This window comes from Flavobacterium sp. XS2P24 (genome assembly GCF_030010285.1).
Classification (GTDB): Bacteria; Bacteroidota; Bacteroidia; order Flavobacteriales; family Flavobacteriaceae; genus Flavobacterium; species Flavobacterium algoritolerans.
Genome location: NZ_JASCRU010000021.1, coordinates 25,744 through 46,578, shown reverse-complemented (window position 1 = coordinate 46,578; position 20,835 = coordinate 25,744). Strand labels below are relative to the sequence as shown.

Genomic DNA, 20,835 nt, shown 5'->3' with positions numbered 1-20,835 from the left:
GTGTAAATTTACTAATAAAATTGTATAACTGTTAAAACAAACAACAAATGGCAAGACAGAAAGGACATATTAAATATGTCGGAACTCTAGGGGAAGTAAGACACTTCAAAATTAAAGGTAACGAAGGTTACTTTGCAGGTCTAAAAGGTGGACCAACTGCCGAGCAAATAAAAACCGCTCCTGGCTTTATTCGTACTCGTGAAAATATGAGTGAATTTGCAGCTTGTGCAAATGCAGGTAAATCATTAAGAGTTGGTTTATCAGCATTAATGAAACAAATGTCTGATAGTCAACTAACAGGACGACTTACTGCCATTATGAAGAAAATAAATATTGAAGATGGTTCAGAAGCGAGAGGGCAAAGAGCTGTTTTGGTTTCACAACAACCACAATATTTAAAAGGTTTGGATTTTAATCGTAACATTTCTTTTAATGGTGTTTTTAGAGCTCCATTTACATTAACTGCTACGGTTGACAGAAACGAGAGTACATTAAGCATTCCAGAGTTTAATCCTCTTAATTTTTTAAACATCCCATCAGGTGCAACACACTTTAGAATTATCAATGCTTTGTCTGTTGTTTCAGACACTGTTTATAATCCTATTACTGGAGCTTATGAACCTGCTGAACCTACTTTAAATGAAGTGTCCAACATTGCTTATTCGGATTATACTCCCGTAAATGAAGGTACATCATTGATTGATGTTACCGCTGCCCTACCTAATGCTCCAACAATGACAATCAATGTGGCTGTTTTGGGTAGTATTGGAATAGAGTTTTATCAAATGGTAGGTTCTAATTATTACCTATTTAATGCCGGTAATGCTTTAAAGATCCAAGAGACTTTCTAAAAAACCATCAGTTTGCAAAGTTGCAAATTAAGCCCTTTCACTTGAGAGGGCTTTTTATTTTGCGCTAATTTATCTATAACGGGGACTTATATGTGAGATATAGTGCAAATAACTACGGAATAAAGATTAAACAAACTACTGTTCTACATTTTGTAATAACTATGTAAAATCGCACTTCTCAATTCATTTATTAAAGTCAAGTTCTTTTGAAAATGTTGCTCTTTTTGTTCTAATAGCCTCAATGTGTTTACTTGTTTTTGATGCAGCTCAAAATCCAAAATCATTTCAGAAACCTTTGGATTAAAGTTTTTCTTAAATTCGGGAAGGCGTAAAAAAGGAATTACGGAACCGCAAAGCGACTGATGCCAGAATTTAGCTTTCCAAAGGCTATAAGCTAACCAATAAACCGTTTCGGCATCTTCTTCGTTTTGAAAAATAATTACAAAACTATTTGTAAATGGTTTTTTCTGTGGCTTTCCACTATTCCTTTGTTGAGAATGTAAATTTGATCTCCTGAGTAAACAACATCCTTTCTGTGAGTTTTGACAATGAAATTCGGCATAGTTTCGGATTTAAAATGATGCTGTCGCTACGCTCCGCACCATATCATTTTTAAAAGAAAAAAAGAAAAAAAAGAAAGTCGTCGTATCAGTGGAGGTTTCAAAAGAAGTCAAGTTTTTTTGAAAAAATACTACCCAACTGTTCTTATGGAATGAAATCGTCATCGTATAATCAAACGTTGAATTGAAAATGTAAGGGTGGAGATTTTTTCAAAAACCCGTAGGGCTTGAACTTTACTTTTTGAAACCGGAACTTACCTTTACTTTCTTTTATTTATTTTTTTTTGTAGCAGGATGTTTCTTGTGTGGTCTTTTTTCTGGGATGCTTCTTTTGAAATCGGCAATCAAACACCCCCAAGCACCGCAACAAAAAATGGAGTTTTTACGGAATTTTTTGTGAGGAGCGAAGTTGGCGGTGTTGCGGCAATCGAACAGCCACGCTAGACCGAGAACGAAACGTAGCTTTTTGCGAAGTGTAGTGAAGGGATAGCAGCGTGTAACGGCGGGAAAAAAACATAAGTCAGCCTTTGGCGTTCCTTGATTTAGGGCAAAGTGAAGTTTTTACTGAACGGAGCTAACCCCGATGGCTGTACGAAAGAGCAACCGCTGAAAAAATAAAGGGCGGCAGACATAATACTGCTGGAATGTAGTGTAGCGTAGTTTACGAAGCGAAACGGAATGAAGCGGTATTGTGGATGCATTAGCCCTGCCGAACGTAGGGTAGAGAACGCGTGAAGATGAGGAACGAAACAGCGCAAAAAAAATAGCTGCTGTTTTTCAAGCTGCTGTTTTTTTTTAGTGCTGTGTAGTGCCTGTGGAACGGAGGAAGGAGGCTTTTTCTGCCGACGACCGACTGGAACAGCCGAACGGAACAAAGAGAACGACCGAAGAGAGACCGCTTGATTGCCCTTGTTGTTTGTAACGGAAATGTTGTTTGATATAATTATTTCCCTTAATATTTCAAAACATTATTTTTGACACTTTGAGTTAAAGAATACTTGGACTAAAGGCAGTTTTTGTGCAGATGAATGAGTTAATTGGTATTAAAAACAAAATATTGAAATAGAGAAAGATGTCACGTTTTATTTATTATTGATAAATAAGCATTACTTTTGTGACAACTAAATTAAATTAACTTAAATCAAATATTATGACTATTGGACAAATTATAGGTAAAAATATAATTGAATATAGGACTAAATTAGGTTACACTCAAGATCATATTGCTAGTTATTTAGGAACTGAAAGATCAATTATAAGTAAATATGAAAGTAATGAGCGAGAAATTTCTATGCCTTACTTAAATAAATTAGGAGATTTATTTGGTATTGATTTAGAAGATTTAATAGAAGAGAATTCTGTAAAAAAAAATGCAACCCTTGCTTTTGCATTTCGAAGTGACGGAATGATTGTGGAAGATATGGAAAGTATTGCATCATTTCAAAAAATAGTTAAAAGTTATTTGAAAATGAAAGATATTCAGAATGAAAATGAATAAATTACAAAAACTTGAAATTCAAAATAAAGCAAATTCCTTTAGAAAAGATTTTGGATATGGAGAAACCGACCCTATAAGATTAGTTAGCTTTTTACTCAAACAAAATATACTAACGGTATTTAAGCCATTATCAAATAATCTAGCTGGAATGGCAATCAAGGCTAGTACAAATGATTTGTTTATAATGATTAATCAAAATCATATTTTAAGCAAACAACATTTTACTATTGCACACGAACTATATCACTTATTTGTTCAAGAAAATTTTACTTCCCAAAGATGTGTGACTGGTCTATTTGACAAGCAAACTGATATTGAAGAGGAAAAAGCAGATTGTTTTGCAGCTAATTTATTATTACCTCAACTTGGAGTTTATGAGTTAATACCTGATAATGAGAAAAAAGTAAAAAACAAAATCTCAAAAGAAACCATTTTTAAAATCCAAGACTATTATAGTGTTTCAATAAATGCAGTAATTTATAGATTGGTTGATTTAGAATTGGTTGATAAAACCTATTTTGAAATCTATAATCAATTAAGTAAAAAGCAACTTGCACGATTATTAGGATATGACATCAGACTATACGAAAAAGGAAATATTGATAGAGTTATCGGAAATTATGGCACTATTGCCAACAAACTTTTCGAAAAGAGCCTAATTTCGGAGTCGTTCTATTTTGAATTACTCAATACTATTGCCATTGACCCTTTTAATAAAGATGACAAAGAAGATGAGTAATACCGCTGTTTTAATACTTATTGATGCTGATGTACTCATTCATCTTTTCAAGGCAGAAAAAGTATCTCTTTTAAATGAATTATTTCCAAAACGATTAAGAATGCTTGACATCGTATTGAATGAACTACGAAACAATAGAACAATACGGAATAATGTCGATAGTATTTTTCTATTTTCTGGAATAACTGAAATACCATTACCTACAACTTCAAATCCCGAATTATTAAGAGAATATGTAAGCTTGTCAAAAACTATAAAAGGTGATGGAGAACGAGCAACTTTACTTTATTGCAAATATTACAAACATATTATTGCAAGCAGCAATACCAAAGATATTATTCCGTTTAGCAAAGAACATTCTATTGCCTATTTGACAACTTTAGATATTTTTGCAATAGCCATAAAAAGAGGTTTATTAACTAATGCGGTGGTAAATACTTGTATTTTAAAAATAACTCATAATAATGAAAGTTATTTAATGTCAAAAACTATTGAAGAGTATCTTACTACTCATTTTAATACGGAAAAGTATTTGTATTAAATAGATAAGGATTTTGTGCAGATGAATGCGGTTATGGGTTTTATCTAATTATTTTTTTGATTTATCTAAAATATCAAATATCGTTTCCCCAGAAGCAACCAGTGCTTTTAAAATGTCATCCTCGCTAACTTCTGCTTGACCACGGTTATTATAAGTTACATTTAAACCATTTATAGCTTTTTCAATAGTAAAAGGACAAAGCTTTATTTTTTCAAGAAGGTCAATATTTATATAAGCATCTGGAGTACTACCTTTGTCTTTTGCAAATTCAACCCCTTCTCGTGTCCAAGTTTTGAAAAAGATATTTACAGGACTTATAGTTTTAGTTCCTGAATTATCAACTAAATAAATGTCTTTTGCAGTTACAATTTCAGCAGTATACTTTATTAAAGGCAATGTAAGATTAAATAGACTTGGATTATACAAAGATTTTGAGCAAATGAATGAGGTGAAACTTTTATTTATTAATATCAAAATATATGGTTTAATTTTAAACAAATACTTGATATAAAATATTAGTTTTGGAATTATTGAAATGAATTATAAATCCTATTAAATACAAATTCAAGTAGACTATCGTCTATTGTACAATTGTCTACTAAACACGAATTTGGTGCAATGAAAGATATTAGAACTAAATTTGGTGTAAAAGTTAAAGATTTGAGAATATCTAAAGGATATTCTCAAGAGAAGTTAGCTGAACTTTCCGATTTAGACCGCACCTATATTCCGGGTATTGAAAGTGGTAAAAGAAACGTTTCTCTGGTTGTAATTGAAAAAATAGCCAAAGCATTTAAGATACGCTTATCTGAATTATTAAATGATTTGTAATATTTGATCAATTGAATACTAATTTTAAAACAACTAAATTTCCTGTAACTTTAAAAGTGTCATCAACGAGTGATATGATTCCTTTTGAGTTTTTTGGAGAAGTTATTCCAATATCAAAGAAAATCCAATTCAAATTGGGTTATTTTAGTTCAACTTCAATAAGCACATTATCTTATGGCTTTGCTCAATTTATCTATAATGGGGGTACGATAGATTTTTTAATAAATCATTTTGTTTCTGAAAATGATTATAAATTGATTAATGACGAATTCGTTTTGGAACCTGATTTTTATAATTCAATTCAGCAAAATATACTTAATGATATTGAACGACTTAATGATGTTCTCACAAAAAAACAGGTTAACCATTTTTATAATTGTTTAAGATATTTGATTGACAATAAGAGAATAAGTATTATTCCAGTGACCACAAAAAACGGAGAGATTTCACACTATAAGGAAGCCTTGTTTTGGGACAACGAAGACAATGTAATTAATATTGTTGGCAGTTGTAATTTTACTTATAAAGGTATTGTTTGCAATGGCGAAAGCTTTGTTATCAATCGTTCTTGGGGAGAAGCATCCGAAAGAGCCAACATAAAAAATGAGATTAAAGATTATGAAAAAATCTTTAAAAAAGAATCGAAGGATTTTATTTATTTAAATCCGGAGAAACTAATCAATATTATAATGCAAAAATCTATTTCGCTTGATGAAAAGCAACTTTTAGATGAAGAGTTGAATCTTGTTGAATTAAATAGCGAAGCATATACTGAAGAAGAACATAAAATTAAAAAAGTCAATAATACTCTAAAAGAGAAATTTAACAAAACCGTTTTTAAAATTGTTAATGAACCTCGATTTCCACCACCTTACAAGCCTAGAGAATATCAAGTTAATGCCTATAATAATTGGGTTGACAATGATTTTACTGGTGTTTTTGGTATGGCAACTGGAACTGGAAAAACAAAGACTTCTCTGAACTGTGTGCTAAATGAGTATAAAAAAAGCAACAATTATTTTGCTATTATTTTAGTACCATCGATAGCATTGCTTAATCAGTGGGAAGAAGAAGTTTTGTCTTTTAATTTTCTCAACATTATTAAAATTGGCGGTGGCAATAATTGGGAAAAAGAGTTTTCTAATTATGTCAGTAATTTTAATGCCGGATTAAGAAAAAACATTGTTATAATTTCGACTTATGCGAGTTTTACTTCGAGTAAATTTCAAAAGTATTTCAAAAAAGTAGAACAAGAATTTATCTTGATTGCTGATGAAGCTCACAATATGGGTGCTAAAAATATAAAAGCAGCAATGAATAAATCATTAATCAAAAAACGAATTGGTTTATCTGCAACACCTAAACGAATTTATGATCCCGAAGGAACGGAATTTATAGATCAATTTTTTAATGATAAAGAACCATATACTTATAGCTTTTCGATGAAAGAAGCTATGGAAAAAGATTTCCTGTGTAACTATAAATATTACCCTGTAATTGTCGAGTTAAACGAAGATGAATTAGAAAAGTATATTGAAATTTCAAAACAGCTTTTGAGGTATTTTGATTTTGAAAAAGGTGTTTTTAAAAATGACCCAATAGTAGAGATTTTACTTTTAAAACGAAAAAATATCATTCATAAAGCAAATAATAAAATAGAGTGTTTTAGAAATATTTTACTTGAATTAAAACAAATAAATAAACTGAAATATATTTTCACATATATACCTGAAGGATATATTTATGAGGATGACGGTACATCTGAACGAATGCTAAACAAATTTTTAGTTGCCGGAAATGAGACTCTACCAAATTTAAAAATGAATTCATACATAGGCGGTGAGCAAAATTTGAATGATTTGTTAAGAGGTTTTTCCGAAGGAAAAATTGATATGCTATTTGCAATGAAAATGCTAGATGAAGGTGTTGATGTTCCAAGAGCAGAAGTTGGAATTTTTGCGAGTAGTACCGGAAACCCAAGACAATTTATACAGCGAAGAGGTAGATTGTTAAGAAAACACGATGATAAACCTTTCGCAACAATTTACGATATGGTAGTAATACCGAGATTAAATGACAACAATGTTGAACTTTATAAAATGGAACGAAATCTTGTTCATAATGAATTGCGAAGAGTTGGCTATTTTGCAAGTTTAGCGTTAAATTTTTATGACTCAAAACAAGCTTTAGAACACGTTTGTTTTAAATATGATTTGGATTTAGACACAATAATAAACGAACTATAAAATGGATAGAAATAAAGTATTAAAAGAGATATTGGCTGACGAAGAACTTTGCAAAAAATATAAAATAAAAGAGGTTGAAAAACTAACTACTAGTGGACCTTATCATAATAAATTAGTTGAAATTCTATCCGTTATTATAAACGAAAATGACAATAATTTGAGTGATTCACAGATTTACAAAAAGATTAAAAACATTCATAACATAGGATAATTATGGCATCAATTATTAATAGTATTTCATTTAAGAACTTCTTTAATTATTATGGAGATTATTTTGAAACTCGATATGATTTTGAAGAAGGAGTTAATATTATTGTAGCTGATAATGGAGCAGGAAAATCTAAATTTTTCAATGCTTTTTTATGGCTTTTCTATGACCAAATATTAGATTCGGACGACAAAATAAAGAAAGGTATAAAAGATATTGCTGTAAAAATTATATCCGATAAAGCTAAAAATGAAACTCCTATTGGAGATAGTATTGAAACTGGAATTCAAATAGAATATTCAAATGGAAGGTTTAAATATCAAATAACAAAGTCTTTTACAGCAACTCGTATTAGTGAAAGTATAACATCATTTGATAGTTGGCAAATTACAATCAACGATGTGGAAGTAAATCGAACCGACCACGTTTTACCGAAATATACTCCTGTTTATGATGCAGATGAAAAATCAAGCATAATAAAACAACTTATTCGTCCTGATTTAAGACAGTATTCCTTTTTTCAAGGAGAGGAAGTTGACAGTATAATTGATTTTAGCAAAAAATCAAGTATTGAAGAGGCAGTAAGGACTTTAACGGATATTAGTAACTATGAGGAATTAGTAGCCTTAACTAGAGATTTTAAAGAAAAGGCTGAAAAAGACTTGAATAAGCAAACTAAATCTAATTCAGACCATAACGAGAGATTAGATAAAGCAATCAAGTTTAAACAAGATGAAGAGGGAAAATTAGCTATCGAAAATATTAAGCTCGGTGAGTTTGAAAAATTATACGATGATGCTGAACACGAAAAAAATGACCTTGAACAGAACTTTTCTAATGCGGAAAAGAGAAATGAATTAGATACTAAAATAAAAGAGAAAAATAGAAAATATACTGAAGTCGGTAATGAATACAATACTTTTTTAGACAGTATCAATAATAGATTTTTTGATGGCAATTTTTCTTGGATATCATTAGGATTTGATTCAGTATTAGATGATTTTCAAAGTAAAATTCAAAAGTTTAGAGATATTCATTATGAGAAAAAAGCATTATTGAATATCAATAATGATCCGAATAAGCATTTTCATTTCTTACCTGTAAATTCTCCTGATAGTGTTTCTCTAAAAAGTATGATTGACCACGAACATTGCTATGTTTGTAATCGACCTGCACCAGCAGGTTCCGAAGAATATGATTTTATAGTTAGACTTAAAAATAGACCAGTTGAAATTAAAAATGAAACTGAATATGTAAAAAATAATTTGGACAGTTTTTTTAGTGATTTACAAATCAATGCCCAACCTTTTTACAATAAAATTTCAAACATAGATGATAGTATTCTTCAAACTAGAGAAAAAGAGACTGCTTTAAATGATAGACTAACCAAACTGAAAAAAGAACTAAAATCATTAAAAGACCAACGAAAAGACATTCTTATTTCTGGTAGTAATGGAGAGGATTCATTAACTATTATTAACCGATATAAAGGTGCCATTAGACGAATCGCAGATTCTTCTAATCAGATAGAGCGATTAAAAGATAATATCAAAAGATTAAAAACTAATATTCATAATACTGAAAAAGAAATACAATCTCTTCGACCTAGTAATATTCCTGAAGGTTATTTGTTGAATTATGAAATTTGCTCTGATTTAGCGGATGCCACTGAAAATGCAAAAGATAGAGTTTTTGATAATATGGTTAGTTTACTTGAAAAGTATGCTAATGAACACTTTCATAGCTTGATTAAATACAATGATTTAGCCGGTGGAATATTGAAGTTTGAGAAATCGCCTTCCGGTTCAATTTTGTTTAATTATATGGACAGTAAAGGAAATGTTGTACACGGTAGTTCAGAAGGATTTCAACGTATGAAGAAATTTTCCGTTGTAATGGCTGTTATTTCAGCGAACACAGCAAAATATAATTACCCTTTGTTAGCTGACGCTCCTATTTCTGCTTTTGGAGAAGGATTTACAGAAGGATTCTTTGAGGCTACAGGAAATGTTTTTCCACAAAGTATCGTCTTGGTTAAAGATTTATACAAAGGAAATGATAAAATGAAAATTAATGATTTGGGTAAAAAATTATTGAAAGATCCATTGGTAAAAACTATGTATGTAAATCAAGTAACAGAAGGAGTTGAACAAGTGGATTTAATTACAACTAAAATAAATTAAAATAATGACAAGTCAAGAATTTAAATCGAACCTTTTAATAAAAAGACCTCGTTATGCTAATAGTAGAATTCCAATTATTGAAATTCTAGCAAATAAAGGTAGTAGAACATCTGAATACAGCCAATTTGGGCCAATATATGAATTGTATATTTATGCTTTTATGTTAGGGCTAAAAAATAATTTAAGGCTGCCATTGCTTTTTAATTATGAATTAAATTTTAGTCTTGAGGATTATGGAAAATATTAAAATAAAATTTGGTCTAAAAATCAAAGAATTGAGAAAGGAAAAATCATATTCTCAAGATAAGTTAGCAAAATTAGCTTCAATTGAAAAATCTTATATTTCTAATATCGAAAACGGAAATAGAAACGTTTCATTAGAAATTTTGAATAAACTTGCTAAAGCATTTGAAATTAAAATACATCAATTTTTCGACTAACAAATATCTAAATTCTAAATCTTGTAAGATTAATATTCTTTCTTACTTGGAATAACTCCACGAATTCCGCCTCTTGGATTTTCAACATCGCCTTTATATCTGGGAATTATATGAATATGAGAATGTGAAATCGTTTGCCCTGCATCTTCATTTACGTTTATTCCAACATTAAAACCATCAGGATTGTATTTTCCTTGAAGAATGGTTTTTACTTTATTGGCAACAATCCAACAAGCAGTTTGCTCTTTTAAAGTCAAATCAAAATAATTTGAAACCAACCTCTTTGGAACAATCAAACAATGACCTTTTGAAACTGGAAATTTGTCATAGAATGAAAATACAGTTGCAGTTTCAAGAATTAATTCTCTGGTTTCATCTCCAATCAAAAACGGACTTAAATTTGCGTTTCCTTTGTTTAAAGTTGTGTAATGCTCATATTCGTATATTTCACAGTTTTCGTTCTTAAAAACGGACAAATAAGCCAACTTTATCAAACATTGATAAGTTTCTTTCTTGTGAATTTTATGAATTCTAAATCCTTCGTATTGAATATCTCTGCGAACAGCAAAATATGCTTTTCCGTTTGGTTTTAAAAGATTTGAAACGTTCATTAAAACTTCTGCTTGTTCTTCTGGAAGCAAAACATTTAAAACATAAAAGCACAAAATTGTATCAAATTTTTCTGTTGGAAATTCTGGAAAATAAAATGGATCATATCCAATAATATCAATTCCTTTGAATTTCAATAATTCAACATCTTTACCAATTCCGCAACCAAAATCAAGAACTTTACCAATAATTTTCTTTTGATTTAAAACAATTCTTGCTGGATATGAAAGTGAAGTTCTTTCAATTGCTGTCAAATGACTATTGGAATTTTGATTATTCATTTTTCATATACAAAAACCCATTATTACTAGCAATTGTTATTAAAGGCTGAATTGTATTTGAAAATTTTTCTTTTTCAAAACTATCAATATTTGGAAAAATAGAAAGATATTCATCCATATATTTACTTTTTGAATTATGATGTTTGTTAATTTCAAATGCTACTTTTTGCAAATCATAAAACTTGTCAAAATGTTGATTAAAAAGTGGAAGATTATCACTTTTCTTTGAATTAGTAATTTTTTCAATTGGAATTAAATTCCAAATTAAATCGTGTGAAACAAATGCGTGTGGAATAAAATGGTCAATGGCGAAATTCTTTTCATCAAAATACAATTTTGTTCCTGAAAAAATACATTCTATAGAACCCAATTCCTTAAAAACAATTTTCCAATATTCATTTGTTTGTTTTGTTAAACCATTTCTAACTGGCGGTTTAATGAGTTTATTAGGAATATCTGGAACATTTGGATTTCTTGTTTGCAGAAATAAGGATAAATTCCAATAACCGAAATCTTTGAGGATTTTAGCATTCGATTTTAGGTAATTTATCCAAACTGGATTTATTTCAATGAATTCATCGTGTAAAGCATAAAGACAATTATTTTCAAATTTTTGAGAAGATGAATAAATTCGTTTTTTATAATTTGAATTGTTTTCATCTTTCAACTTTGGAAACCAAGGCGATAAAAACCAATGTGGTACATTTAGATTAAAATGTTCAAGTGATTTTTTAGTTTCGATTTTTTTAGAATTTTCTAAAATTGAAATCAGATTATCTTTCTTGATGTCGATTGCTAAACTTTCAAATTTTAAAATATCTTCGACAGCATTTTGAATTAAATCTTGCTTTCCAAAAGAAACGTGAAAATAGTTTACTGTGTACCAAGAATTACTAATCATTCTTGAAAAAACATCTCTTTTTTTGATACTTGTTTGACCATTTTCAACTAATTCAATAATCGCAATTAACCAATAAAATTTATACGTTGCAGAAGTATTAGCAAATGAAGATGCTAATTTATTGGTTGGTAAATTATCTGAAAAAGGTAAATTCATAAGTGTTTAAATCAATTATTTTTATTGCGGCAAATAGTTGAATTAGCAATTAATATTTAATGGAAATATTAACTAATTTCTCTCGTTTTTCTTCTTGGAATAAAATTTGTATAAACATCAGTATCTTGCTTTAAATGATGAAATAATTGGTCAACAGCGAATGATTTAAAACTGGAACCTTCTTTGTTATTTTCGATAACAAAAACTTTATTAACCGATGGTTTTAAAAACTCATATTCCAATTCCGACAATTCTTTTTCCAATAATGGAAATAAAACTACCTGTTCAGAAATTGCAGGATAAAACTCTTTAATTATATTTTTAGAATGGTATTTGTCAAATTTTTGTAATGGACTGTCAATAAATACAGGAAATTTAATTCCAGATTCATCAACTAATGCTTTTAACAGTGCTGTTGCGTATAGTTGTTGCTCACCTTTGGATAGAGAATCTTTGTCTATTATTTCGTCATTTTTATCTAATAAATCAATATCCATAACATCATCTACTACATTTACTCTCACATTATAGATAAAGTCGCTTTTGTGCATTATCTTTTTTAAACCCAGCATTATTGATTTTTGCAACGAATACTTTTTATCATCCTTAATCTTATGGATAATTGTATTTATTTTTATCAAAAGATTTTCTGTAACCTCATATTTTTTCTGGTCAGTTTTTATCAATTTGAAATTCTTTTCATATTCAGATAATACTTTACCATTAGAAGCTAATCTTGTTTTCAAGCTGCCTAATTCTTCAGTTAGAACATTTTTATCATTATTCAGAATAATAATTTTGGCATCGATAGCGATTTTCTCTTCTCTTAATTTTTGAGCAAGATGATTGTCTTTTCTAGCTTCCGCTTGTCTGATTTTTTGGAATACCCTTGATAATAAGATGCGATTGTTTTTTTCTTCTTGAACAACTGCATTGAATTGACTTGAAAAAGCTCCTTTTATGTTGTTGTAAACTGCTTCAAAATTGCGAAACTGTTCATCATTAAAATCAAGTAATACTTTTTCTGTTTTTGATTTTACGGTGCCTTTCTGTTTTTCGGATAATGTCAATTTTAATGCTTCCTCAACTTTTGCCTTTGAAATTGTATCAAGATTTAGTACGTTCAAATTTTTCAATATTGATTTAGAGAAAGCACTTAATTCTTCAATTAAATTACCTTGATTTAAAGTATTAGAATGAAACTTTTGTTCATAAACTAACTGATTATTTAAAGCAACTAATTTTTTCCCTGCCAAAACCAATGGCACAATATCCAATAGTTTTTTTAGTTTATTTTTAATTTCAATTGATTCCAGTTTAAAAGTATCACGTTCTTTCTTCATCACTTGAAGTTCCGCAACCGTGATACCATTTCCTTCTCGGATTAGCTTTTCTTGAAGATTGTCGCTATTCAATTTATGATTCATTATTTCTTTGTCAATATTTGATTGCTTGTCTTGATTCATTTCGATTAGACCTAACAATTCTTTTTCATTATCAACAAGAGAGAATAGTTTTGTTTGTTGCAATGGAGATGCACCACTTCTTTTCAATTTTGTTAATAGTGTTTCTAAATTCTTTTTTAAGTCCTCATACTTTTTAATTCCGAGAACTTCAGAATAGGCTTTACTTAAATTTTTTAATTCTGCTTTAGATTTTGCTTCCGCTAATGAAACTATCTTTTCAGCATCAAAAAAGAAAAATTTAGCAATCTCCCTAGGTAAAATAAAATCATTAATAAAAACTTCATAACCCACTTCTTTGGTTAATTCGTTTTCAAGACCATCAATAAATATTTTTAAATCTTCCGTTTCTGTTCTTAAATCATAAGATCTTTTCAGTACAACCGATTTACAAGGAATAGAAGGAATTAATAAATCTTTAAGTTCAATTTCTACGGATAATATTGGTGAACTATTGGCATTGTTTTCAAACTCTGATTTTACATCACGATTTAATAATGTTTTTAAGAATTTTTCATATCCTCCTGCGTTTTTAATGTCCTTACGGTATTTATCTTCGACTTCGCTCATCATCTTACCATAGAACACCCAAATTAAAGATGTTAAAAAAGTAGTCTTACCAAAACCGTTTTTACCAGCAATGATGCTAATGTTTTTGGAAGAATTCGGAGAGAAAATAACTTCGTTATTTCCTCTATAAATTCTAAAGTTTTGAAACATTATTTTGTTTATTTTCATATTTCACTTTCATTTACAAAGTTTTCAATTCTTTTCTCAACATCATTATGAAGTCCGTATTTTGAAATCATTAAAGTTTTGGTTTCCTGTAATGCTATCAAATTATCTATTAAATGGTAATATTCTGGCTCATCTTTGCATACGTCCCTTAATATTCTTCTTTCAGTATCATCAAGGGTTTTAATATTGTTAGTACTGATGTCTTTATTGAAGATTTCTTTGTATAATTCTCCAACACTTAAATCAAAAATTCCATCTCTATTCCAGGTTACTTGTATCGCAATTAACTCCTGATTGTTGATTAACGTGATGTGTGGTCTTTCTTTTTGAACTTCTTTTTGAACTAATAATAAATCTTTTAGAATTTGGTATCTGTAATGAGCGTTGTAATTTCCATTAAAAGAACCGTCTTCTCTAACTGCTTCTTGACCGTTTCTTCTGGTTTCGGAACGATTTTCAGTAAGGTTTCTATTTTCAACCAATCGATTTCTAAAGTCCAATAAAGGTTGCATCCAATTTTGACCATTGTCAACCAAAGCTGTCATTGATTTATCGCTTTTTACTACTGTACAAGTCCAACAACCAAATCTACTTTGTCCGCAAGAGCTGTGTTCTTTATTTACTACAACTGTTGGACACTCGTAATCATCAGCACTCGCATCGGAATATATTTTAAAAAGAATGGAATTATCGAAACCCCAAGGCGATTGAACGGTATTAATAATGTACCATACTTCCTCTAAAAACATATCTTTTATTGGCGCATAAACATAGGTGTTTGCAGTGCTATTGTGTTTTGACAATCTACTACCAGTCACCTCGTGTTTTCTCATAGAACGCTCTCTAGTTGCACTCTCTTCGTATCTTGTTCCAAGTAAAACAATTGCTTCGCCTTTCTCGTCGATTTGATCTAAAAGAAAATTTGATGTTGGTCTTATTTTAAGTTTGTCTGTACACCATCTAAAAGCATTATTTGGGACAGGGTAACCTTTTCCAACTACATTAACCCAAAAAGTTTCTTCTAATTTTGGAATTGTTTTTTTTACAAAAATTGGTAAATCTTGATTTCTAGCTTCCTCACTTATTTTTGATAATACATCATCAACATAATTTGATATGATTGGATTTTCAACCATTGTATCGTTACAAACTATATAAACAGGTCTTCTTAATTGATATGGGAAAGGCAAATCTTTTCTAATTCTTTGAAGTGCAATCCAAACTAATGTTAATAAAACAGTAGAATCTTTACCTCCGCTAAAACCAATTATCCAAGGTCTATCTGAAGTGTCAGCATAGGCGTATTGGTCAATGATTTCTTCTATTATACCTTCAACTTTTTTATTTCTAATGGGAGTCATTGTAAAATTTTAGATTTTATAAAAAATATATTTTTATGCAAATTCAGTTTAAAATTATATTTTATATGGTAATCTTCAAAAATACTATTTTAATACTATTTTTTGTTGTTTTTACATTCTTTTAGTTTAACTTTTCATAAAAGCTGTAATTTGCAGTAGAAATTAAGTTTTCGAACATTCTATTTATTATTCCAATTTTCATATAATGTCTTCACATTATGATTTTAATCAATTCCTTTTATGAAATAGAAAAGAGATTAAATAAAATCTTTACCTGTGCAGTTTCCACCTTTGTAATAGTTGGAATATGCACACATTTTAAATATTTAGTTCTTCTTTCTATAATTTTTCTAATGTTGGCGTGAAGATTATCGGCACCTAATTTTTTATGATAAAGCTTCTTTTGATTGTTGAATTTATTCCGGCTTCCGTTTTTAAGAATATCTTCCCAAAAGTTGGTGTTGAAAAATTTAGTGTCAATATCTTTGGATAAATCGAATAGCAAAACATTGTCCCATTCTTTGAGTAACGAAGCTATTAGCACATTATAGTTGTCAATATTGGTTAAATCTTGCAACGTGAATAATCCTAGACTGTGAATGAATTTAGCTTGTCTTGTTCGTATTTCAAATCTAAATGTATTTTCACATTCGTGTGGAAATTGCACACTTTTATCATAGGCTTTTATTTGTTTGTAGGCTTCATTTCCTGCTTGCTTAAAGTCAAAATATGTTGTGGTTCTTGCAAATTGTCGTTTTTCGTGGTAGATTAAATTATGGATTAAATCGGAAACTTTTATTCTTGGATTGATGTTTACACCGTATTCAAGATTAATAAGATAGCATTTATTCAAATCAAGGTTAAATATATTCTTGATTTGAACAATAGCGTTGATACAATATTCTATATAAAAATCGTCGGCATTGTGTAATTCATCATTAAAAAAATAATGAATACTTCCGCTGATTTCTAATCGGTTTTGGTGTTTTGTGAAATAAATATTTTTGTACTTCTTGGTTTGCTTTTCTTTAATTTCATCACTATACAATCTTTCCGATTTGCCAACATATTCTAATAGATCGTTATTCCAAACGGTCTCTATTAGAATTTCATCTATAATTCTGAATTTTAATAAATCTAGCATCTTTAGGATTTATTAATTCAATTATTTTTTATTACCTGGCTTGTAGTTCTTGTTTAGTAATTCTTGAATATCCTTAAGGCGAAAATAGATTTTATTCCCAATTTGAATAAACCCGATAATTCCCGTGTTTCTCCAAAACTGTGAAGTTCGTCTGCTGATTTTCATTATTTTAAGAAACTCTTCGTTATCACAAAACAAGTCGTCCGGATTGAGTAATTGGGATTTTGTTAGAATTGCTTTTAGATCTTTTAGCTGTTCTTTTATTTCAAGAAACGTTTTTTCGTTTGGTTCGTAAAATGGCATACCTTACTTTTTCAATAAGGTTAAACATTCCAATAACTCACTCCTTTTGTAATAACGTCTCGCTCCTATACCATAAGCAATAACTTTTCCTTTATTTGTCCAAGCCCATAGAGTGCTGCTGTCGATTTTGAGGAATTTACAGGTTTCTTCTCTTGTAAGAAGTTCTTCTGCGTTGTCTTTCGCTTGGAGTTCTTTTTGTTGGTTTTGAATTCCGTTTTTGATAGATGTGTCTATCATTTTTTGAAGTTGCTCTACTGATAGGTTTTCGAGCAAGATTGAATTGGTTTGCATATTGAATAATGTTTAATATTATTCTGCAAACATTGGAAGTGTATTCGGTGGTTGAAAAAGTGTTTTTAGTGCATTAGGTGTACACCTTACCTTGCTGGGTTTGTCGTGAATGCTTTGTAAAGATTTGACTTTCTGAAATTATGTTCTTCTACCATTTCATTCGCAAATAAATTAATGTTGGTCTTAGCAAACAAAAGATAATCGAAAGAAATTGATTCGGTTTTTTCACTTTGATAAAGTGTTTTTAAAGCGAAACCTACACGTTTTTTATTAATTTTTTTAAAGTTTATTTTGGTTGCCAATATTGGAAATATGCCATTTGTAAAATATTCAAATAATGCTTTTACAAGTATTTCATAACCATTGTTGTTAATTTCTTCTTTGAATTCTTCTAGATAATCTTCGATAGTTGATTTTAAATGATTGTTTGGACTTGTATCTTCTGTAACTTCAATTTCATCAATTGTTTTTGATACTATAAATTTTGAAAATAAAGGTTCAAATATTAGAGGGTTATTCAATATTATTTCCCAAGCTTTATAATATTGCCCTCCTTTGTAACCCCAATCATACATATCTTCATTAGATACATACATTCCTTTTTTATTCTTTAACTCTTCAATGTTTTCATATTCTCCACCAAAATATCCATTTTTGTATTTTGAATTTAGTACATACGAAAATATTTTAAGTGCTTTTTGTTCTTGGGTGTCGGAAATTAAAGTTTGATTTTGATTTAGTATTGTTTCAAATTCAGAGTAGGCAAGTATGAACGCTTTTGCGTATTCATAAAGATATAAATCAATAGGAAGATTGTCAAAAAACACAAACGTACTGTCTTCTATTTTTGATAATAAATTCAAATAATTACTTTCTATACAATAATAATCAATTAAAATATCACCCTCAATATTAGTAAATGGCTCAACATCGTCTAGATATACATTTTTAATGGTTTTGCCCTCAATTTGAGTAATGAATAAGGATTTAATATCGCCAATGTTATTATAAGCGTTTATAATTGATTGGGGTAAAATATCTTTGTTTTTTGAAAATAAATCATCTAAATAAGTAATATCAACTTTATCACTACTAAATATTTTTCTACTTTTTTTTACTTTTTCAAATTCATCTTCAGCTACTTTTTTGTCAGTCTTATCTAGTGATAATTTATAATACTGATAGAAATACATATTACAAACACCATTGATATAATCTTGTATAAATTCATAATTGAATCCATACGATGTTGTTAAATCTTCAAGATCTAAAATTTCTGAAATATCTATGTTTTCTTTAACTAAAATCTGTACCAAGTCATCATAATAATCACTTATAAAATATTTAGTTACATTTCCTTGCTCTAAATAATAGTGACCATTTTCAAAAATATCTGCTAATTCAATTAAATATCCAGCAATCTCTTCTCTGCAATTATCAATTTCCTTTTTAAACCTTTTTACTTTTTTTTTGGTAATTTTCTGTTTATCCTCAAAATTGGAGCATAATAAATAATCAAGTTTGCTTTTGTCTTTTATGTTAAATTCAATTGAGACAATCTCCCCACCTATTAAGTTTACCAGCCTATCAGTTATCTCAATCTCTTTATTTACAAACTCATCCATTTATTTAATTTAAGTTTCAGAATGTGAAAATATTAAAATAAATCCAAACTAACCAAAACCTATCAAAAGTAGTTCACTAATTCCATTGCCAAATCTTTGTTGCTTTTTCCGATATAAGTCAAAAACATAGTTTCCGTACTGTGTCCGGTAACATAAATAAGATAGGTTGTTGGAATTTTGCCATAAAAGTTAGTTGCAAAAGAACGTCTTCCAATATGAGAAGTTACTAATTCCCATTTTTTAAAAGTTCCTGTTTCTTTGCGATAAATTCCGCTGTCTTCTTCCGTTTCTGATTTTTTACTTCCAGATACTTGTTCTTCAATTTCTGCTATTTCACAAACCTTTTTAATGTAGGCATTGTATTTCTGGTCAGATATGGCATAAGGAAATTTGCCTTTCCTTTTTTTAAGGATTTCCAATACTTTTTTATGTAATGGAACGGTCATATTTTTACCTGTTTTTACCTGGGTAAATTCTAATAAGCTTTTACCGTTTTCAACTCTTATTTGCTTGTCGGTAAATCTCATAAAATCCGAAATTCTTTGACCAGTGTAGCAGCTAATAATTAACCAATCTCTAGCATTGAGTAAACTATCTGTAAACTTCGTTTTATCTGTTTTCTCAATTTTATCCAAATCATCAAATGTCAAATAAACACTATCTACTTTTGTTTGCTTGATTTTTATATTGCTTAATTGAACACTTATATCCAATCCGTAAGATTTTGCGTGATTGCAGATTGTCTTAATAAATTTCAAAGCCGTTGCAATAGTATTTGGAGCATAAAGATTTTCTAAACAATAGGCCTCAAAACTCATTTTGAAATTGCCATCAACATCGGTAAGGTTTAAAGGTTTTTTAGTATAATCAACATAACGAATTAAAAGCTGCTTGATAACATTGATTTTCTTTTTAGTGTTTGGAGTAATCTCATTTTTCTTAAATTCAAGATACTTGTCAAAATAACCAATTAGATCATTTGGAAGTTGTTCAGCCGGAACTGGTGGATTGTAGTATAACCCTATTTGGTTTTGCAACCATTCTTTATTAACAACACCAATACTAACGCTATTAAAAGCCGTTAGAACGTGCTTTTCAATCTTATTGATTTCTTCTGTAACTTCGTGCTGCTTGTTAACTACAGTCAATTCTTTTGGCTTTTTAATGTCGTGCTGTTTTGTCCAATAGTGCTTTGTAACAACATACTGGGTATTAGTTGCAAATACATAATCAGTATTATTATTCCTGAATAACAATCTTACAGTTAAAGGAGCTTCTTCTTTTGTTGAACGGAATAAAAAATTGATTGTTGCCATCTTATTATATATTTAATTATACACAAATATACAAAATTTGTACGGTAGTTGTACGGCATAATCAAAATACACACAAACTAATCCAAACCTATACAACCCAAATACACTCTGTAAAGTACTGGTTTTATTGACTTTATTAATTTTTATCAATGATTTAGGAAGTTTATTATAATTGGCTTTTTTGGGTAAAAATGGTACTGGAGGTACCACAAAACCCGAATAGAAATATTCGGGTTTTTTGTTTAACATCATTTCTAAAGATGCATTATCTCTATATTCTTTATTCAAAATCCACAACTAAATATTATGTTGGCGAAACACATAATATTGAAGAGAGACTAATAAAACACAATCAACACACCTATTCTGGATCATTTACAAAAATCGCTAATGACTGGGATTTAACCCTCCTTTTTAATTGTTCAAACAAAGAAGAGGCTATTTTTCTTGAAAGATTTATCAAGAAAATGAAAAGCAGAATTTTTATCGAAAAAATAATTAAAAACCCTTCTATTCTTGAAGACATTTTATCCAAAAAATAGTCCATGCA

General features: G+C 29.4%; 21 protein-coding genes. 11 read left to right on the top strand and 10 right to left on the bottom strand.

What is annotated here, in order from left to right:
• Nucleotides 1-47: 47 nt before the first annotated feature.
• The 4 genes from QLS31_RS12545 to QLS31_RS12530 all read left to right on the top strand — a co-directional run bounded on the left by QLS31_RS12545 (nt 48) and on the right by QLS31_RS12530 (nt 4,189).
• Nucleotides 48-851 (top strand): hypothetical protein, encoded by an 804-nt coding sequence (locus tag QLS31_RS12545; protein ID WP_282744155.1) that lies wholly within the window; start codon nt 48-50, stop codon nt 849-851.
• Nucleotides 852-2,561: 1,710 nt separating this feature from the next.
• On the top strand, nt 2,562-2,909 hold the full coding sequence (locus QLS31_RS12540) for a helix-turn-helix transcriptional regulator (RefSeq protein ID WP_282744153.1): 348 nt from the start codon (nt 2,562-2,564) through the stop codon (nt 2,907-2,909).
• Nucleotides 2,902-3,648, top strand: coding sequence for an ImmA/IrrE family metallo-endopeptidase (locus tag QLS31_RS12535; protein ID WP_282744152.1), 747 nt, complete (start codon nt 2,902-2,904; stop codon nt 3,646-3,648). The genes QLS31_RS12540 and QLS31_RS12535 overlap by 8 nt, the downstream gene beginning before the upstream one ends.
• On the top strand, nt 3,641-4,189 hold the full coding sequence (locus QLS31_RS12530; RefSeq protein ID WP_282744151.1) for a hypothetical protein: 549 nt from the start codon (nt 3,641-3,643) through the stop codon (nt 4,187-4,189). The genes QLS31_RS12535 and QLS31_RS12530 overlap by 8 nt, the downstream gene beginning before the upstream one ends.
• 48 nt (nt 4,190-4,237) lie before the next feature.
• Here QLS31_RS12530 and QLS31_RS12525 read toward each other — a convergent pair whose 3' ends face one another.
• Nucleotides 4,238-4,663, bottom strand: coding sequence for a hypothetical protein (locus tag QLS31_RS12525; RefSeq protein WP_282744150.1), 426 nt, complete (start codon nt 4,661-4,663; stop codon nt 4,238-4,240).
• A gap of 144 nt (nt 4,664-4,807) precedes the next feature.
• On the opposite strand from QLS31_RS12525, the gene QLS31_RS12520 reads away from it, so the two are divergent.
• The 6 genes from QLS31_RS12520 to QLS31_RS12495 are packed head-to-tail and all read left to right on the top strand — an operon-like array spanning nt 4,808 to nt 10,097.
• Nucleotides 4,808-5,020, top strand: a complete 213-nt coding sequence (locus QLS31_RS12520) for a helix-turn-helix transcriptional regulator (protein WP_282744149.1) — start codon at nt 4,808-4,810, stop codon at nt 5,018-5,020.
• 11 nt (nt 5,021-5,031) lie between these two features.
• On the top strand, nt 5,032-7,266 hold the full coding sequence (locus tag QLS31_RS12515; RefSeq protein WP_282744148.1) for a DEAD/DEAH box helicase family protein: 2,235 nt from the start codon (nt 5,032-5,034) through the stop codon (nt 7,264-7,266).
• Between the two features lies 1 nt (nt 7,267).
• Nucleotides 7,268-7,477, top strand: coding sequence for a hypothetical protein (locus QLS31_RS12510; RefSeq protein WP_282744147.1), 210 nt, complete (start codon nt 7,268-7,270; stop codon nt 7,475-7,477).
• Nucleotides 7,478-7,479: 2 nt separating this feature from the next.
• Nucleotides 7,480-9,657, top strand: coding sequence for an AAA family ATPase (locus QLS31_RS12505; RefSeq protein ID WP_282744146.1), 2,178 nt, complete (start codon nt 7,480-7,482; stop codon nt 9,655-9,657).
• A gap of 4 nt (nt 9,658-9,661) precedes the next feature.
• The gene (locus QLS31_RS12500) at nt 9,662-9,904 is read left to right on the top strand and encodes a hypothetical protein (RefSeq protein WP_282744145.1); all 243 of its coding nucleotides are present in this window, start codon (nt 9,662-9,664) and stop codon (nt 9,902-9,904) included.
• A complete protein-coding gene (locus QLS31_RS12495) occupies nt 9,891-10,097 on the top strand; it encodes a helix-turn-helix transcriptional regulator (protein ID WP_282744144.1) in 207 nt (68 codons plus the stop codon). Before QLS31_RS12500 ends, QLS31_RS12495 begins: the two co-directional genes overlap by 14 nt.
• A 29-nt stretch (nt 10,098-10,126) precedes the next feature.
• Here the strand turns inward: QLS31_RS12495 and QLS31_RS12490 are convergent, their stop codons facing one another.
• The 9 genes from QLS31_RS12490 to QLS31_RS12450 form a co-directional block, all read right to left on the bottom strand.
• Entirely contained in the window at nt 10,127-10,987 is an 861-nt protein-coding gene (locus QLS31_RS12490) for a bifunctional class I SAM-dependent methyltransferase/HIT family protein (RefSeq protein ID WP_282744143.1), read from the bottom strand.
• Nucleotides 10,980-12,044 (bottom strand): HNH endonuclease domain-containing protein, encoded by a 1,065-nt coding sequence (locus QLS31_RS12485; RefSeq protein WP_282744142.1) that lies wholly within the window; start codon nt 12,042-12,044, stop codon nt 10,980-10,982. Before QLS31_RS12485 ends, QLS31_RS12490 begins: the two co-directional genes overlap by 8 nt.
• 68 nt (nt 12,045-12,112) lie before the next feature.
• Nucleotides 12,113-14,245 carry an AAA family ATPase gene (locus QLS31_RS12480; protein WP_282744141.1) on the bottom strand — a complete coding sequence of 711 codons (2,133 nt, stop codon included), beginning with the start codon at nt 14,243-14,245 and terminating at the stop codon, nt 12,113-12,115.
• Nucleotides 14,242-15,606 (bottom strand): DNA phosphorothioation system sulfurtransferase DndC, encoded by a 1,365-nt coding sequence (gene dndC, locus QLS31_RS12475; RefSeq protein WP_282744140.1) that lies wholly within the window; start codon nt 15,604-15,606, stop codon nt 14,242-14,244. Before dndC ends, QLS31_RS12480 begins: the two co-directional genes overlap by 4 nt.
• A gap of 238 nt (nt 15,607-15,844) precedes the next feature.
• Nucleotides 15,845-16,750 carry a hypothetical protein gene (locus QLS31_RS12470; RefSeq protein ID WP_282744138.1) on the bottom strand — a complete coding sequence of 302 codons (906 nt, stop codon included), beginning with the start codon at nt 16,748-16,750 and terminating at the stop codon, nt 15,845-15,847.
• 21 nt (nt 16,751-16,771) lie between these two features.
• Nucleotides 16,772-17,053 carry a helix-turn-helix domain-containing protein gene (locus tag QLS31_RS12465; protein WP_282744137.1) on the bottom strand — a complete coding sequence of 94 codons (282 nt, stop codon included), beginning with the start codon at nt 17,051-17,053 and terminating at the stop codon, nt 16,772-16,774.
• 3 nt (nt 17,054-17,056) lie between these two features.
• Entirely contained in the window at nt 17,057-17,344 is a 288-nt protein-coding gene (locus tag QLS31_RS12460; RefSeq protein WP_282744136.1) for a helix-turn-helix domain-containing protein, read from the bottom strand.
• 86 nt (nt 17,345-17,430) lie between these two features.
• Entirely contained in the window at nt 17,431-18,969 is a 1,539-nt protein-coding gene (locus QLS31_RS12455) for a hypothetical protein (RefSeq protein ID WP_282744135.1), read from the bottom strand.
• A 62-nt stretch (nt 18,970-19,031) separates the two neighbouring features.
• On the bottom strand, nt 19,032-20,285 hold the full coding sequence (locus tag QLS31_RS12450) for a tyrosine-type recombinase/integrase (RefSeq protein WP_282744134.1): 1,254 nt from the start codon (nt 20,283-20,285) through the stop codon (nt 19,032-19,034).
• A gap of 191 nt (nt 20,286-20,476) precedes the next feature.
• Between QLS31_RS12450 and QLS31_RS12445 the strand changes: the two genes are divergently transcribed.
• On the top strand, nt 20,477-20,827 hold the full coding sequence (locus QLS31_RS12445; RefSeq protein ID WP_349238940.1) for a GIY-YIG nuclease family protein: 351 nt from the start codon (nt 20,477-20,479) through the stop codon (nt 20,825-20,827).
• Nucleotides 20,828-20,835: the final 8 nt, after the last annotated feature.